This is a genomic window from Paracoccus aminophilus JCM 7686, from assembly GCF_000444995.1.
Taxonomy (GTDB): Bacteria; Pseudomonadota; Alphaproteobacteria; order Rhodobacterales; family Rhodobacteraceae; genus Paracoccus; species Paracoccus aminophilus.
In genome coordinates this window covers 1,788,420-1,801,086 of the sequence record NC_022041.1, presented here as the reverse complement: position 1 = coordinate 1,801,086, position 12,667 = coordinate 1,788,420, and the positions used below count along the sequence as shown (strand labels likewise).

The following is a 12,667-nucleotide window of genomic DNA, read 5'->3' as shown; positions in this document are numbered from 1 at the left end:
GCCGAATGGACAGTCCTTTTCCGCTTCTGATCGCTGCGGCGGGCCTGATGGTCGTGCCCTTCATCGTGGTCAGCCTGACGGCTTTCGTGAAAATCGCGGTCGTGCTTTTTCTGGTGCGCAGCGCGCTTGGCGTGCAGCAGACGCCGCCAAACCTCGTGCTTTACGGCGTTACCATCGTGCTGACCGGCTATGTCATGTCGCCGGTGCTCGCGGCCTCGTTTGCCGAGATGACCAACGGTGGCCAGATGGATGCCCTGCCGCCGCCCTCGGAATGGCCGGGACTGATCCAGCGAGGGCTTGGCCCCGTGCGCGAGTTCCTGATGCGCTTCACCACGCCGGTCGATCGCGCGTTTTTTCTCTCGGCCGCTGAAGAGATGCACAAGACCTCGGGCGTGGTGCCAAGCGAGCAGGATCTCTTCATCCTCGCCCCGGCCTTTGTCACCGCCGAGCTGACCCGTGCCTTTGAAATCGGCGTCATGCTCTATCTGCCCTTCATCGTCGTCGATCTGGTCATTACCAATATCCTGACCGCGATGGGCATGATGATGGTCTCGCCCACGGTGATCTCGCTGCCCTTCAAGCTGCTTTTGTTCGTGGCGGTCGATGGCTGGGCGCGGCTGACCCATGGACTGGTCATGTCCTATGTGCCGGGGGTCTGAGCGATGCGGCTTTACGAGACGCTGAACCATGCGCTGATCCTTGTGCTGCAACTCTCGTTGCCGGTGATCATTGTCGCAACCGCGGTCGGTCTGGTCGTGGGGCTGGTCCAGACGCTGACGCAAATTCAGGACCAGACCTTGCCCCATGCGGTCAAGCTTTTGGCGGTCGCGGGCGTCATCATCTTGCTGGGCGGCGGGCTTGCCATGCGGCTTGTGGCCTTCGCCTCCGAGGTCTTTTCGCGGATCGCCGCCGGATGAGCCCGCTCGCAGAGGGTCTGCCCCCGGACCTTGCGAGCCTTCTTGTCCTGCTGGCGGTGGTCGGCGCGCGGCCGATGGGCTTTGTCATGCTCCATCCGGTTTTCGCGCGCTTCGGCGTCGCCACCGGCTTTCTGCGCGGCGCGGTCGTTGTCGCCATGGCCGCCCCTGTCCTACCTGCGGCGGCGGCGATGATCGCGGCGGACAAGGCGCTGATTGCACCCACAGCGATCCCGCTTCTGGTCCTGAGCGAGCTCTTCATCGGCGCGGTTCTGGGGCTTTTGACCGGCGTGCCCTTCTGGGCGGCGCTGGCGGCGGGGGATTTCATCGACAGCCAGCGCGGCGCGTCGATGGCGAGCCTCTTTGACCCGCAAAGCTCGACCGAAAGCACCGTCACCGGCACGCTGCTTTTCCTGATCTGCCTTCTCGTGCTGGCAGCGGGTGGCGTGCTTTTCCCGACGGTCTTCGGGCCTTTGATGAAAAGCTATGCGCTCTTTCCGGTCATGGCGGGCCTGCCCTTGCCTGATCCGGCTCAGGGGCGGCTGGCGCTCGAGCTGCTCGACCAGATCCTGCGCGCCGGGCTGGTGCTCGCGCTGCCGGTGGTGCTCCCGCTGCTCTTCATCGAGATCGTCATTGCCATCGCCACGAAATACACCCAGCAGATCAATGCGATGTTTCTCGCCATGGCGGTGAAACAGGCGGTCACGGCGCTGATGTTGGTGCTCTATGCGGCGATTCTCGCCCGCTATGCCATGGCCCAGACCGGCAGCGGTCCCTTTGGCGCCGAGGCTTTGGCACCCTTTCTGAAGGGCATGGTCAAATGAGCGGCTCGTCCGAGGAAAAGAACCTGCCGCCAAGTCGGCGCAAGCTGAAAAAGGCGCGCGAAAAGGGGCAGGTCGTGACCTCGCGCGAGGCGGTCGCCTCGATCAGCATGGCGGTGATTCTGATCTATCTTTACGCCCGCCATGCCGCGATTGCCGCCGATCTGCGCGCACTTTTCACCGTCGAGGCGCCCGAGACCGCGAACTTCGCCGGGGCCTTGGCCGAGAAAGCGCGCATCAGCCTGAGGCTCGGGGCAGGGGTGGTCCTGCCGGTGATGATCGCGGCGATTGCGGTTTCGGTGCTGGCGGGGATGGTGGTCTCGGGCGGGCCGCTGTTCTCGACCCAGGCGCTGGCCCCCGACTTCACCAAGCTGAGCCCGGCGAGCGGCTTCAAGAAGATCTTCGGGCGCCGCGCGCTTATGGGCTTTCTCATGCATCTCATCCGGCTTTCGGTCCTGCTGACCGCTCCGGCGCTGCTGCTATGGGGCAGCCTCGGCGGGTTGATCGCCGCGCCGCCCTGCGGGATCTCCTGCACCGGGGCGGCGGCTTTGGCGCTGTTGCAGCCGATCGTGACGGCGATTCTCGCGATGCTGGTTCTGGCGGCGCTGCTTGATTACATGGTCCAGCGCAGCGAATTCATGCGCGAGCAGCGCATGTCAATTTCGGAATTCAAGCGCGAGATGAAGGATCAGGACGGCGATCCCCAGCTCAAGGGCCAGATGCGCGCCAATCAGCGCGCGCTGGTCGAACGCCCGACCGGGCTCGCCCAGGCCACGGCGATCATCCATGCCGCGCCCGATCTCGCCATCGGCCTGCGCTATGTCGAGGGCGAGACCCCGGCGCCCTTGGTGGTGATCCGCGCGCGTGGCAGCACGGCTGTTTCGCGGCTCTTGCGCGCGGCCAGCAAGGCGCGGATCAGCCAGGATGCGGCGGCGGTGGCGGCGATTTCGGGCGTGGCGGTCGGTGATTACGTCATCGAGGACGCCCAGATCCAGGCAATCGCGCCCTTCCTGCGCCAAGGCTGAGCGCAACGAAAAAGGCCCCGCAGAGCGGGGCCTTTGTGCCGGTTGGCGCGATCAGGCAGAGCGCAGGTTGGTGCCCGCGTAAAGGTTGCCGGAGGCGCTGAAGATCGAGTTCAAGAGGCTCGAAAAGCCCATCATCATCGCAAAGACCTGCTGCGCCGATTGGTGGCTCTGATCGACATAGACGCTCTGCTGGCCGTGATCGACGTTGTGGGTCTGGAAGGTGGTGTCCCAGAGCGCCGCGACCTCATAGGATTTGACCGCATCCTTGTCGCCCGCCTGCGACATCGAGCCATCCGCCCGCGCAATCGCGCCACCGCCCTGCGCGCCCGAGCCCTCATCGCCGCGCCGCGCCTGACCGTCGCCGTCGAAGGTCTGGCCGATCAGCCCATGCGGCAGGACGCCATCGGCAATCGCATTCTCGGTCTTGATATCCATGTCGATATGATCGCCGAGCGTCTGGAACTTGACCTCCCATTCACCGCGCTGGACCGTGACCTCATTGCCTTTGCGCAGAGCAAAGCCGCCGTCGCGCAGCTCGACCCGTTCACCGTCCTTCAGCTCTTTGCCATTGACGGTGGCATTGCCGCTTTTATCGACCTGAACATAGTTCGAGCCTGCGGTGATCCCGACCTTGCCGACCACCGTCGCGCCGTCATTGCCCCATTTCTCGAAGGTTCCATTCATCTGGAACCCCTTGTCCGAGAGCAGGTTATAGGTCTTGCCCGCCTCGCCCTGAATGTCGAATTTGTCGCCATCCGCGCCGATGAAATGGGGATCGCCCCAGATCCGGGCCGTGCCCGCGATCGGCTTTGGCGTCTGAGGCGGGGCCGCGGGACCCGCAGCATTGGCCGCATTTCTCTGGGCCGCGCCAGCAAAGGGCAGATCTGCGCCGCCGCTTTTGCCGCCCTTGCCCTCAAGCTGATCGACAATCGCCTGCAGGGCCTTCGAAAGCTCTGCGATCAACTCGGTCAGCCCTTTCGGCGGCAGGCCCGAGAGGTCTTTCTTCGGGGGCAGCGCAAAGAGATTCGCGGCGCCGAGAAGCGGGGTCTGTGTGGTGGTGATGGTGGTCATCTCTGTCTCTGCACGCAAAAGGTGAAACGGGGGTTACCAGCTGATCTTGCGTGCCACAGCCGCGTGGCAGTGATGTGACGACGCCCCGGCCGCGCGCAAATTTTCGCCGACATAACGGGCATATCTGGCAAGATCTCGCCGCTTTCTCGGTCGCGTCCGCTGATGTGTCCGAACCGCCAAAACCTTCACGCATGCGTTACAAAAGCCGCCCAATTTCGCCCTCGACGCAACCGGCAGAGATCCTGCCAGTGCGGACGGTCCGAACGGAGAAAAGATTTGTCTGAACGTACAATCGAGATCGTCGAGCTTGATCGACGCTTTGCCGCCGACCCCAATGGGGCGGAGTTGAAGCGTCTGACGGAACGACTTTCGGCAGGTAAAGGGCGTGTGGTCCAGGAAATGGGCCGGGGAGTGAGCACAGAAGACTATGCCCGGCTCTCTCTTCTCGCTCAGGCATATGATGCTGGCATCGATGCGCTGCCGAAGTTGTGGGCTGCCATCAACGAAGACCCTAACCAGTAACAGAGAGAAGATTGACATGGAAACCCAAGGCCTTGGCGGCATGCTCGCCGATATGAAATCCAGCCAGCAGGAAGCTCTGGCGTTCCAGACCGAAGTCAACAAGCAGTCGATGCTGTTCAACAGCGCCATGGCTGCCAAAGACGCCGAAAAGAAGGCCTGGGACAAGGTCCACGGCTGATCGGCCCGCAATTGCCCGTGGGCGCGGCTTCGGTCGCGCCCCGACTTTCAGGGACATTCGCGTCACACAAGCCTTGGGCCGGCCTCTTTCGGGTGCTGGCCGATGGGCGTTGAGACCGCGCTTTTTGCGGATGAACAGGCGAAGACCATGGCCGAGACGAAACCCTTTCTGCTGACTGTGCTCTCTGGCCCGAATGCCGGGGCCTCGGCACGTTTTGCGCCCGGCAAGCTCTCGATCGGGGGCGGTGCGGGCGATCAGATCATTCTGGCCGGGGTCGCGCCGGGCTGCCTTGCCTTGCGCGCCAGCGCCGCGCATCTGCGCCTTGTCGCCAAAGTCGAGGGGCTGCGGCTTGACGAGGGCGGGCTAGGCGAATTGCACGAGCTTCCGCCCGAGCACCCCGTCGAAATCGCCTTGCCGGTCACGCTGCAGCTCAATGACGAAACCGCGATCCTTTTGACCCAGCCCGGCGCGGTCGCGCGCGCGGGCATCAGCCTACAGGCGGGGGTGGGGATCTTTGCGCTGACGCTTGCCGCCGGGCTGTGGCTCGGCGCGGAATTCGGCGGCGGGGCGGCGCGCCCCACGCTTATGCCGCTGGCGCAGGCCGAAGCCGCGACCCTGACCCCCGAGGCGCCCAAAACGGCGCTGCCGACCCGGCTTGCCGCGACCTCGCCCCGGCTGGTCTGCGGGCCCGACTGCGTGAGCGAGGCCACCGCGGCGCTTGCCGCGCGGCTCGGCGAGGCCGGGCTGAGCGGGCTGCATCTCACGAGCGAGGCGGGCGTCTTGCGCGTGCGCGGCACGCTCTCGCGCGATCAGGCCGAGAGCTGGCGCCAGATCCGGGCGCGCTTTGAATCCGATCACGGCCAAAGCCTGCCGCTGATCAGCGAGATTGCCGAGGGCCAGCCCGCGCCGGTTCTGGCGGTGGCCTCGGTCTGGCTGGGCGCGCGCCCCGAATTGCGCACCAAATCGGGCACGGTCCTGCGCATCGGCGACATGACCAATGACGGCTGGCGCATCGAGGCGATTTCCCGCTCGGAAATCGCTCTGGCGCGCGGCGATGAGCGGCTGGCGGTGAGGTTCTGAGCCATGGTGAATGAGATCACGCCCTTCCCCGGGGCCCGCCAGATCGCAGCACTGCCGACGAGCGGCCCGCACCGCGCCCGTCCCGCGACCCCGCCGCCGCAGGGCGGCGAAAACCGGGCCCGCAGGCTGCGCAGCGAGCCGCCGAGCGAAGGTTTCGGCGCGATCCTTGAGGCCGGGCTCGGGCAGGTCCGTCTGCCCTCTGCGATCGAGCTGGTCGCGGCGCTTGAGGCTGCGCGCGATCATGCGGGCATGGCCGATCAGGCGGTGCCGGGGCTCGGGCGGCTGGTCGCGGCGGTGATCGAGGATGAAACGCGCAAACTCTCGCGCTATCTCGATTTGCAGGGGCTCTAGGTCGGCCGGTGACGCAATTTCCCCTTCACCTCGACACGGATGCGACCCGCGACCAGTTGGCCGGATCCGACACCACTCCGCCGCCCTGGGAGCTTGACGCGCCCGAGACCGCGCGCCCGGCGCAATCCCTGCGTGATCACGGCGTGGTTCTGTCGGCGCTTGGCCTTGTCTATCTGCGCCACAATGATCCGGCGCGGGCGATGGTGCTGGGGCTCGCCGCGATGACCATGGGCGATCTCTCGGCCGCGACCGTGCTGATGGTGGCCGAGGCGATGCTGGTCGGGGGCGATCCTGAACAGGCGCTGACCGTGCTTGGCCGCTTCGAGCGTCCGGGCGGATTGGATATCGCGCCAAACCCGACCGAGCGCGCTGCCTGCCACTATCTGCTCGCGCGGATCTTACATCATCGCGGCGATGCCCCGCGCGCACAGGCCGAGCTTGGCCGCGCGCGCGAACTCATGCAATCGCCCCGCCCAGAGGCCCGGATATGACCCTTGCCAAGCAGATGCTGCGCCGATTGGCCGCCTCGCAGGACCTTGCGCTGATCACGCTGCTGATCCTGATCATCTTCATGATCGTGCTGCCCTTGCCGACCTGGCTCATCGACCTGTCGATTGCCTTCAACCTGTCGCTGTCGGTGCTGGTGCTGATCGTCGCGGTCTATCTGCGCAATCCGACCTCGCTCACCACCTTGCCCGCGATCTTGCTGTTCGCGACGCTGTTCCGGCTGGCCATCGGGATTTCGACGACGCGGATGATCCTGCTCCATGCCGATGCGGGCCAGATCGTCGAGACCTTCGGCAAATTTGTGCTGGGCGGCTCGCTGGTCGTCGGCATCGTGGTCTTTCTGATCATCACCATCGTCCAGTTCATCGTCATCACCAAGGGCTCGGAGCGGGTGGCCGAGGTCTCGGCGCGCTTCTCGCTTGATGCGCTGCCGGGGCGGCAGATGTCGATCGACAGCGACATGCGCGCGGGCGAGATCGACATTGCCGAGGCCCGTCGCCGCCGCGAGGCGCTTCAAATGGAAAGCGAATTTTACGGCTCGATGGACGGGGCGATGAAATTCGTGAAGGGCGATGCGATTGCCGGTCTCATCATCATCGCGGTCAATATTCTCGGCGGCCTTGGCGTCGGCGTCGGCCAGAACGGCATGGCCTTTGGCGATGCGCTGCATCTTTATTCGGTGCTGACGGTCGGCGATGGCATGGTCAGCCAGATCCCGGCGCTGATCGTCGCGATCAGCTCTGGCATCGTCATCACCCGCATTACGCATGAAGGCTCGGCCGATCTGGGGCGCGACATTGCCGCGCAGATCGGCGGCCATGCCCGCCCGCTATATGTGGCGGCGCTTGTGCTTTTGGGCTTCGCGCTGGTGCCGGGCTTTCCGAAGCTGGTCTTCATCGCGCTCGCCTTGGCCTTTGCCGGGGCGGGGCTGATGGCCACGCGCCGCGCGCGCGAAGCCGCTGAGGCCGAGGATCAGCCGGGTGCAAGCGCACGCCGCGACAGTCGGCAAGATCTGATGATGACGCCGATGACGCCGGTGCAGCTGACCGTGGGCCGCGATCTTGCTGCCGGGCTGGACCGCGCCGCTTTCGAGGATGCGGCTCTGCGCGAGCGGACGCGGCTTTTCGATGAGCTCGGCGTGCCTTTCCCGCGCCTGCAGCTCTCGACCGATCCCCTGATGCCGGGCGATCGCTGGCAGTTGCGGGTCGAGAATGTCCCGGTCGGCGAGGGCCATCTGCCCGCAGGCCGCCTGCGGCTGACCGATCTGCCAGATGCCGCGCGCATCATGGGCATCTCGGTCGAGCGGGTCGAGACCGGCCCCTCGGATGCCCAAGGCTGGTGGTGCCCGCCCGAGGCCGCAGCCGAGCTGCGCCATGCGGGCATCCCCTTCCAGACCCCGGCAGAGGCCTTAGCCCGCGTCGCGGCTGGCCGTTTGCCGCGCCATGCCGCCGAATTTCTGGGCGTCCAAGAGGTCAGCGCGCTTCTGTCCGCGACCGAGGCGCGTTACGCGAGCCTTGTTGCCGAGGCGCAAAAGGCGCTGCCCTTGCAAAAGATCGCCGCCGTCATGCGGCGTCTGGTCGAGGAAGAGATCCCGGTCCGCAACCTGCGCATCCTGCTTGAAACCATCGTCGATTGGGCCCCGCGCGAGAAAGACCCCGAGCTTCTCGCCGAATATGTCCGCACCGCACTTGCGCGCCAGATCAGCTTCAAATTCGCCGATGGCGAGCGCTTCATCCCGGCGTTCGTCGTCGAGACCGATATCGAAGAGGCGATCCGCGGCGCGATCCGTCAGGCCCCCTCCGGGGTCTATCTGGCGCTTGAGGCGCAGCAATCGCGCAAGCTGCTTGAAGCGCTCAAATCCGCGATCGGCGATCCGACGGGCCATGCCCGCCCGCCGGTTTTCCTGTCCTCGATGGACATTCGCCGTTTCCTGCGCCGCTTCCTGACCAATCACGACATGAATTTCGCCGTGATCTCTCACAAGGAAGTGGCGCCCAGTTACAAGGTCCAACCCCTCGCTATGTTGACGATCCGATGAGCCGGTTTTTGCGCTCCCCGACCACCCGCCTGACCACCCGTCCGCTGCGCCACCTGATCTCGCGGCTGACTGCCCGGATCGCTGCTGCTTTTGCACTGCTTCTCGTGCTTGCGGGGATTGCCGCCGCCGCGCCGACCCGGCTTGTCGTGACCGAAGGCGATGGCCGCCCGATCGAGCTGCCCGAGGAAACCGTGACCGTCTTCGTCGCCGATCCGATGATTGCCGATGCCATGGCGATCTCGCCCTCGACGATCTATGTCACCGGGATTGCGCCGGGGCGCACGAATATCGTCCTGAGCGATGCCGCCGACAAACAGATCGCAACCTATCAGGTCGAGGTCCGTCCCTCGGGGCTTGGCGCGGAGGGGCTGCTTGCACCGGGGCTGTCCGCCAATCGGCGCGAGAATACCGTCATCATCACCGGCAATGCGCGCAATGTCGATGAGGCGCGTTCGGTCTCGGCGGCGCAGCGCGCCTATGAGGCCGATGGCATCGCCGTGCAGGATCGCACGCGCTATGGCGGCGGCACGCAGGTTTCGCTGCGGGTGCGCTTTGTCGAGGCCTCGCGCACCGATCTGCAACGGCTGGGCGTCAACCTCTCGGCGCTTGGTGCCTCATCGGGCGGGCCGATGCGCGTGGTGACCGGGCTCGGCGATCCGACCGGCTTTCTCGGCGGCGGCGTTGCCTCGGGCCCGGCGATCGGGGCGCGGGCGACGGCGGGCAGCTTTACCATCGACGGGCTGATCGACGCGCTTGAACAGCGCGGCGCGGTCCAGATCCTGTCCGAGCCGACCCTGACCACGGTTTCGGGGCGCAAGGCGAGCTTCCGCGCGGGCGGCGAGATCGCCTATCCGGTCAATCAGGGCGACGGCGTCATCACCGCCGCTTTCAAGCAATATGGCGTCTCGATTGACTTCACGCCGACCGTGCTGCCCGGCAACCGCATCGCCATCGAGGTCCAGCCCGAGGTGAGCTTTCTTGACGCATCGGCCTCGGTGCAGGTGCAGGGCTTTCAGGTGCCCGGCGTCTCGATCCGGCGTGCGGATACCTCGGTCGAGGTCGGCAGCGGCCAGACTTTCGCCATCGCCGGGCTTTATGAGCAGTTTTCCGAAAACCAGTCGAATGGTGTGCCGGGGCTGAGCCAAGTCTTCGGCAAGAACTCCCGCACCCGGCGCGAGCGCGAGCTGATCATCTTCATCACCCCCTATATCGCCGGGGCGAAAGACGCGGCCCAGCCGCGCGCCCGCCGCCCGGCACCGCAGGCAACCGTGGGGTTCATCACGCGATGAGACAGCTTCTGATTCTTCTGCCACTGGCGCTCGCCGCCTGTGCCGAGCCGATGATTGCCGATTCCGATGTCATCCGCACCGCACGCGATCCCGCTTACAGCTATGGCGAGGGCGGCGGTGTCGTGCCGAGCTCGTGCCGGGGCGGGGCCTCGCGCTATTCGGGCACGCCCTCGGGCTGCCAGCGCGATCTGGTCTTTGCCGCTCAGGCGGTCAATCCGGGCGATCTGGTCGAGCCGGGCGTGCCGGGGCCGGGCCCTGCCGGTCCGGTCGGGCGCGCGGCGGATCGCTATATCGACCCGCAGGCGGCACTTCCGATCAATTCGGGCACGACGCCGCGCCAGCAGGCCACGCCACGCCGGATCTCGACCCTGCCGCAATCGGCGATCCCGAGCGATCCTTACGGAGAAGTTGTGAATTGAGCCAACCTGGAAGGGGCCTTGGCCCCTTCCGCCCGGGGTTCCCGCGCGCTTAGGCCCCCTGTGCTCAGGCGCCCGCGAGCACGCCGAAAGCGCGCATCCCTTGGGTCTTGGCGCGCCGCCCGACCGCGATGATATCGCCAATCTCTGCGGGGTCGAGCCCAAGCTGCGCGCCGTCTTGCTTGGCCACCGCATCATTGCCGCTCATGCCGCCGACAAGCATCAGGTTGCGGCGGTGGGCATAGCTTGAATCCGGCGCGAAGGCGGCGGCGCGGGCAATCGCATAGGCCTGCGGATCGCGCGACAGCGCCGCGATGATCGCAAGGTTCGAGCGCAGGTCAAGATTGCGCGGCGCCGAGGTACTCGCGGCCTCGAGCACCTGCCGCGCCTCGCCCAGCCGGTTCAACCCGGCAAGCGCGCCCGAGCGCAATTGCTGAACCCGGATGCTGGTGCCGCCGACCTCGGTCGCGGTGGCCAAGGCGCCGGTGTAATCGCCAAGGGCAAGCTGGCCCTCGCCGTAACCCAGACGCGCCTCGCTGTCGCGCTGATTGACGAGCAGCGCCTCGCGGTAGGCACCCATGGCCTGCGACCAGTTGCCGGATTTGGCCTGCATATCGCCGATTTGCTTCAAGGCCTTGGAATCATTCGGGTTGCGCTTAAGGGTCGAGCGCAATTCGGCCATCTGCTGCTCGCCCGAGGTCGCGCGGCTCGGCTGCATCCCGAATTCGGAATCGGCGCAACCGGCAAGGGTCGTCAACATCAGCACCACCAGCAGGCGGCGCGGTTCGGCAAGCGTGAAGAAGGTCATCGAGGGGTCCGGCACCAGGTCTGAAAGGGGGCATTGCGCCCGACATGCCTCTTTTGCACAGAATTATGACTGTTTGATTACGCTCCCACGGCCCCGGCAGAGGACCGCGCGTCCGCCGCGAGGCCTCGGTTCTGCGCCGAGTCTCTCCTTGGGGGCTAGCCGCGATTAATATAGACGCTTTTCGTCACATGGAACATGTCAAGGACATGGGACGGGCCGCCCTTGGTGCCATAGCCGCTGTGGCGGATACCGCCGAACCCTACCGCCGGATCAATCAGCCCATAGCAATTCACCCAGACCGTTCCGGCCTGCAAGAGCTGGGAAAACCGGCTGGCGAGGCCGTGATTGCGCGTCCAGACCGCGGCGCCAAGGCCGTATTCCGTGTCATTGGCAATCGCGAGCGCTTCCTCTGGGGTGTCGAAGGGAATGACCGAGATGACCGGGCCGAAGATCTCTTGCCGGGCGATCGCCATATGGTTGGAGACATCGCAAAAGATCGTCGGCTCGATGAAATAGCCCGAGGACAGCGCGCCCAAGATCCGCTCGCCGCCCACGATCAGCCGCGCGCCCTCGCGATGCGCACCCGCGATATGGCCCATGATCTGATCGAGCTGGCGCGCTGAGACCACCGGGCCAAGCTGGACCTTGTCGTCGAGCCCGTCACCCACGCGCAGGCCAGCGGTGAAGGCCGCCAGCCGCTCGAGGAAAGGCGCAAGGATCGTGCGCTCGACCAGAAGGCGGCTGCCCGCATAGCAGATCTGGCCGCTGTTGTTGAAGACGGCCATGGCGGCGCCGGGCACGGCAAGATCGAGATCGGCATCGGCGAAGACGATATTGGGCGACTTCCCCCCGAGTTCCAGCTGTAACCGCTTGAAGTTCGAAGCCGAGGCCTCGATCACCGCGCGTCCGGTCTGGTTCGAGCCGGTAAAGGCCAGTCGGTCGACCTCGGGCGAGGCGGCAAGGGCGGCCCCGGCCTCTGCGCCAAGGCCAGTCACGACATTGACGACGCCTTCGGGCAGGCCCGCCTCGACCATCAGTTCGGCCACGCGCAAGACGGTGAGCGAGGCATCCTCGGCCGGTTTCAGCACCACGGTGCAGCCGCTCGCAATCGCTGGGGCGACGATCCACCACAGGCTGACCAGCGGCGCATTCCACGGGATGATCCCGCCGATGACACCCGCAGGGGCGCGCAATGTCATGGTCTGGATATCGCCCTGCAGCGAATTCGCCAGCGTCTGGCCTTGTCCGGCATGAACCTGGCTTGCGTAGAACAGAAGCGCCTGCCGCACGAAACCCGAAAGGCTGCGCGTGCGCGACAAAGGCGCGCCCATATCGAGCGTTTCCAAAAGCGCGAGCTCGTCGAAATGGGCGAGCACATGCTGAAGGATGCGGTGCAAAAGCTCCTGACGCTCGGCCGGGCGCCAGCGGCTCCACGGGCCGGTGAAGGCGCGCCGGGCGGCGGCGGTGGCGCGCGCCACATCCTCGGCACTCCCGCGCGCCAGCCGGGTCAGCACGGCGCCGGTGGCGGGGTTGCGGGTCTCGATGGTCTCGCCGCTGGCAGCGGCCTGCCATTGGCCGTCGATGAAATGGCGCTGGGTGCTTGCGCCAAGGCGCGCCGCGAGCGCGGTCGGATCGTTCTGGGTCATG

At 66.0% G+C, this 12,667-nt stretch carries 15 protein-coding genes; 12 read left to right on the top strand and 3 right to left on the bottom strand.

What is annotated here, in order from left to right; all coding sequences use genetic code 11:
- The first annotated feature begins 5 nt into the window (after positions 1-5).
- Genes sctR through JCM7686_RS08815 form a run of 4 tightly spaced genes read left to right on the top strand, consistent with a single transcriptional unit; the run spans position 6 to position 2,760 of the window.
- The gene (gene sctR / locus JCM7686_RS08830) at positions 6-659 is read left to right on the top strand and encodes a type III secretion system export apparatus subunit SctR (RefSeq protein ID WP_020950514.1); all 654 of its coding nucleotides are present in this window, start codon (positions 6-8) and stop codon (positions 657-659) included.
- A gap of 3 nt (positions 660-662) precedes the next feature.
- Positions 663-917: a type III secretion system export apparatus subunit SctS gene (gene sctS / locus JCM7686_RS08825; protein WP_020950513.1), complete on the top strand. Its 255-nt coding sequence runs from the start codon at positions 663-665 to the stop codon at positions 915-917.
- The gene (locus JCM7686_RS08820; RefSeq protein ID WP_020950512.1) at positions 914-1,738 is read left to right on the top strand and encodes an EscT/YscT/HrcT family type III secretion system export apparatus protein; all 825 of its coding nucleotides are present in this window, start codon (positions 914-916) and stop codon (positions 1,736-1,738) included. Before sctS ends, JCM7686_RS08820 begins: the two co-directional genes overlap by 4 nt.
- Positions 1,735-2,760, top strand: a complete 1,026-nt coding sequence (locus JCM7686_RS08815; protein WP_020950511.1) for an EscU/YscU/HrcU family type III secretion system export apparatus switch protein — start codon at positions 1,735-1,737, stop codon at positions 2,758-2,760. The genes JCM7686_RS08820 and JCM7686_RS08815 overlap by 4 nt, the downstream gene beginning before the upstream one ends.
- Before the next feature lie 51 nt (positions 2,761-2,811).
- On the opposite strand, the gene JCM7686_RS08810 is transcribed toward JCM7686_RS08815, so the two are convergent.
- The gene (locus tag JCM7686_RS08810) at positions 2,812-3,831 is read right to left on the bottom strand and encodes a VWD domain-containing protein (RefSeq protein WP_020950510.1); all 1,020 of its coding nucleotides are present in this window, start codon (positions 3,829-3,831) and stop codon (positions 2,812-2,814) included.
- A gap of 276 nt (positions 3,832-4,107) precedes the next feature.
- On the opposite strand from JCM7686_RS08810, the gene JCM7686_RS08805 reads away from it, so the two are divergent.
- The 8 genes from JCM7686_RS08805 to JCM7686_RS08775 all read left to right on the top strand — a co-directional run bounded on the left by JCM7686_RS08805 (position 4,108) and on the right by JCM7686_RS08775 (position 10,215).
- On the top strand, positions 4,108-4,353 hold the full coding sequence (locus JCM7686_RS08805; protein WP_041527237.1) for an EscE/YscE/SsaE family type III secretion system needle protein co-chaperone: 246 nt from the start codon (positions 4,108-4,110) through the stop codon (positions 4,351-4,353).
- A 16-nt stretch (positions 4,354-4,369) separates the two neighbouring features.
- Positions 4,370-4,531, top strand: a complete 162-nt coding sequence (locus tag JCM7686_RS24675) for a hypothetical protein (protein ID WP_158442348.1) — start codon at positions 4,370-4,372, stop codon at positions 4,529-4,531.
- Between the two features lie 102 nt (positions 4,532-4,633).
- Positions 4,634-5,611: a SctD/MshK family protein gene (locus JCM7686_RS08800; protein WP_020950508.1), complete on the top strand. Its 978-nt coding sequence runs from the start codon at positions 4,634-4,636 to the stop codon at positions 5,609-5,611.
- A gap of 3 nt (positions 5,612-5,614) precedes the next feature.
- A complete protein-coding gene (locus tag JCM7686_RS08795) occupies positions 5,615-5,962 on the top strand; it encodes a hypothetical protein (protein ID WP_020950507.1) in 348 nt (115 codons plus the stop codon).
- Between the two features lie 8 nt (positions 5,963-5,970).
- A complete protein-coding gene (locus JCM7686_RS08790; RefSeq protein WP_020950506.1) occupies positions 5,971-6,453 on the top strand; it encodes a tetratricopeptide repeat protein in 483 nt (160 codons plus the stop codon).
- Positions 6,450-8,507 (top strand): type III secretion system export apparatus subunit SctV, encoded by a 2,058-nt coding sequence (gene sctV, locus JCM7686_RS08785; RefSeq protein ID WP_020950505.1) that lies wholly within the window; start codon positions 6,450-6,452, stop codon positions 8,505-8,507. Before JCM7686_RS08790 ends, sctV begins: the two co-directional genes overlap by 4 nt.
- Complete coding sequence (locus JCM7686_RS08780; RefSeq protein WP_020950504.1) at positions 8,504-9,796, top strand: type II and III secretion system protein family protein; 1,293 nt, start codon at positions 8,504-8,506, stop codon at positions 9,794-9,796. The genes sctV and JCM7686_RS08780 overlap by 4 nt, the downstream gene beginning before the upstream one ends.
- Complete coding sequence (locus JCM7686_RS08775; RefSeq protein ID WP_020950503.1) at positions 9,793-10,215, top strand: hypothetical protein; 423 nt, start codon at positions 9,793-9,795, stop codon at positions 10,213-10,215. Before JCM7686_RS08780 ends, JCM7686_RS08775 begins: the two co-directional genes overlap by 4 nt.
- Positions 10,216-10,279: 64 nt before the next feature.
- Here JCM7686_RS08775 and JCM7686_RS08770 read toward each other — a convergent pair whose 3' ends face one another.
- Positions 10,280-11,020 (bottom strand): hypothetical protein, encoded by a 741-nt coding sequence (locus JCM7686_RS08770; RefSeq protein ID WP_020950502.1) that lies wholly within the window; start codon positions 11,018-11,020, stop codon positions 10,280-10,282.
- A gap of 155 nt (positions 11,021-11,175) precedes the next feature.
- Positions 11,176-12,666, bottom strand: coding sequence for an aldehyde dehydrogenase family protein (locus tag JCM7686_RS08765; RefSeq protein WP_020950501.1), 1,491 nt, complete (start codon positions 12,664-12,666; stop codon positions 11,176-11,178).
- Between the last annotated feature and the right edge of the window lies 1 nt (position 12,667).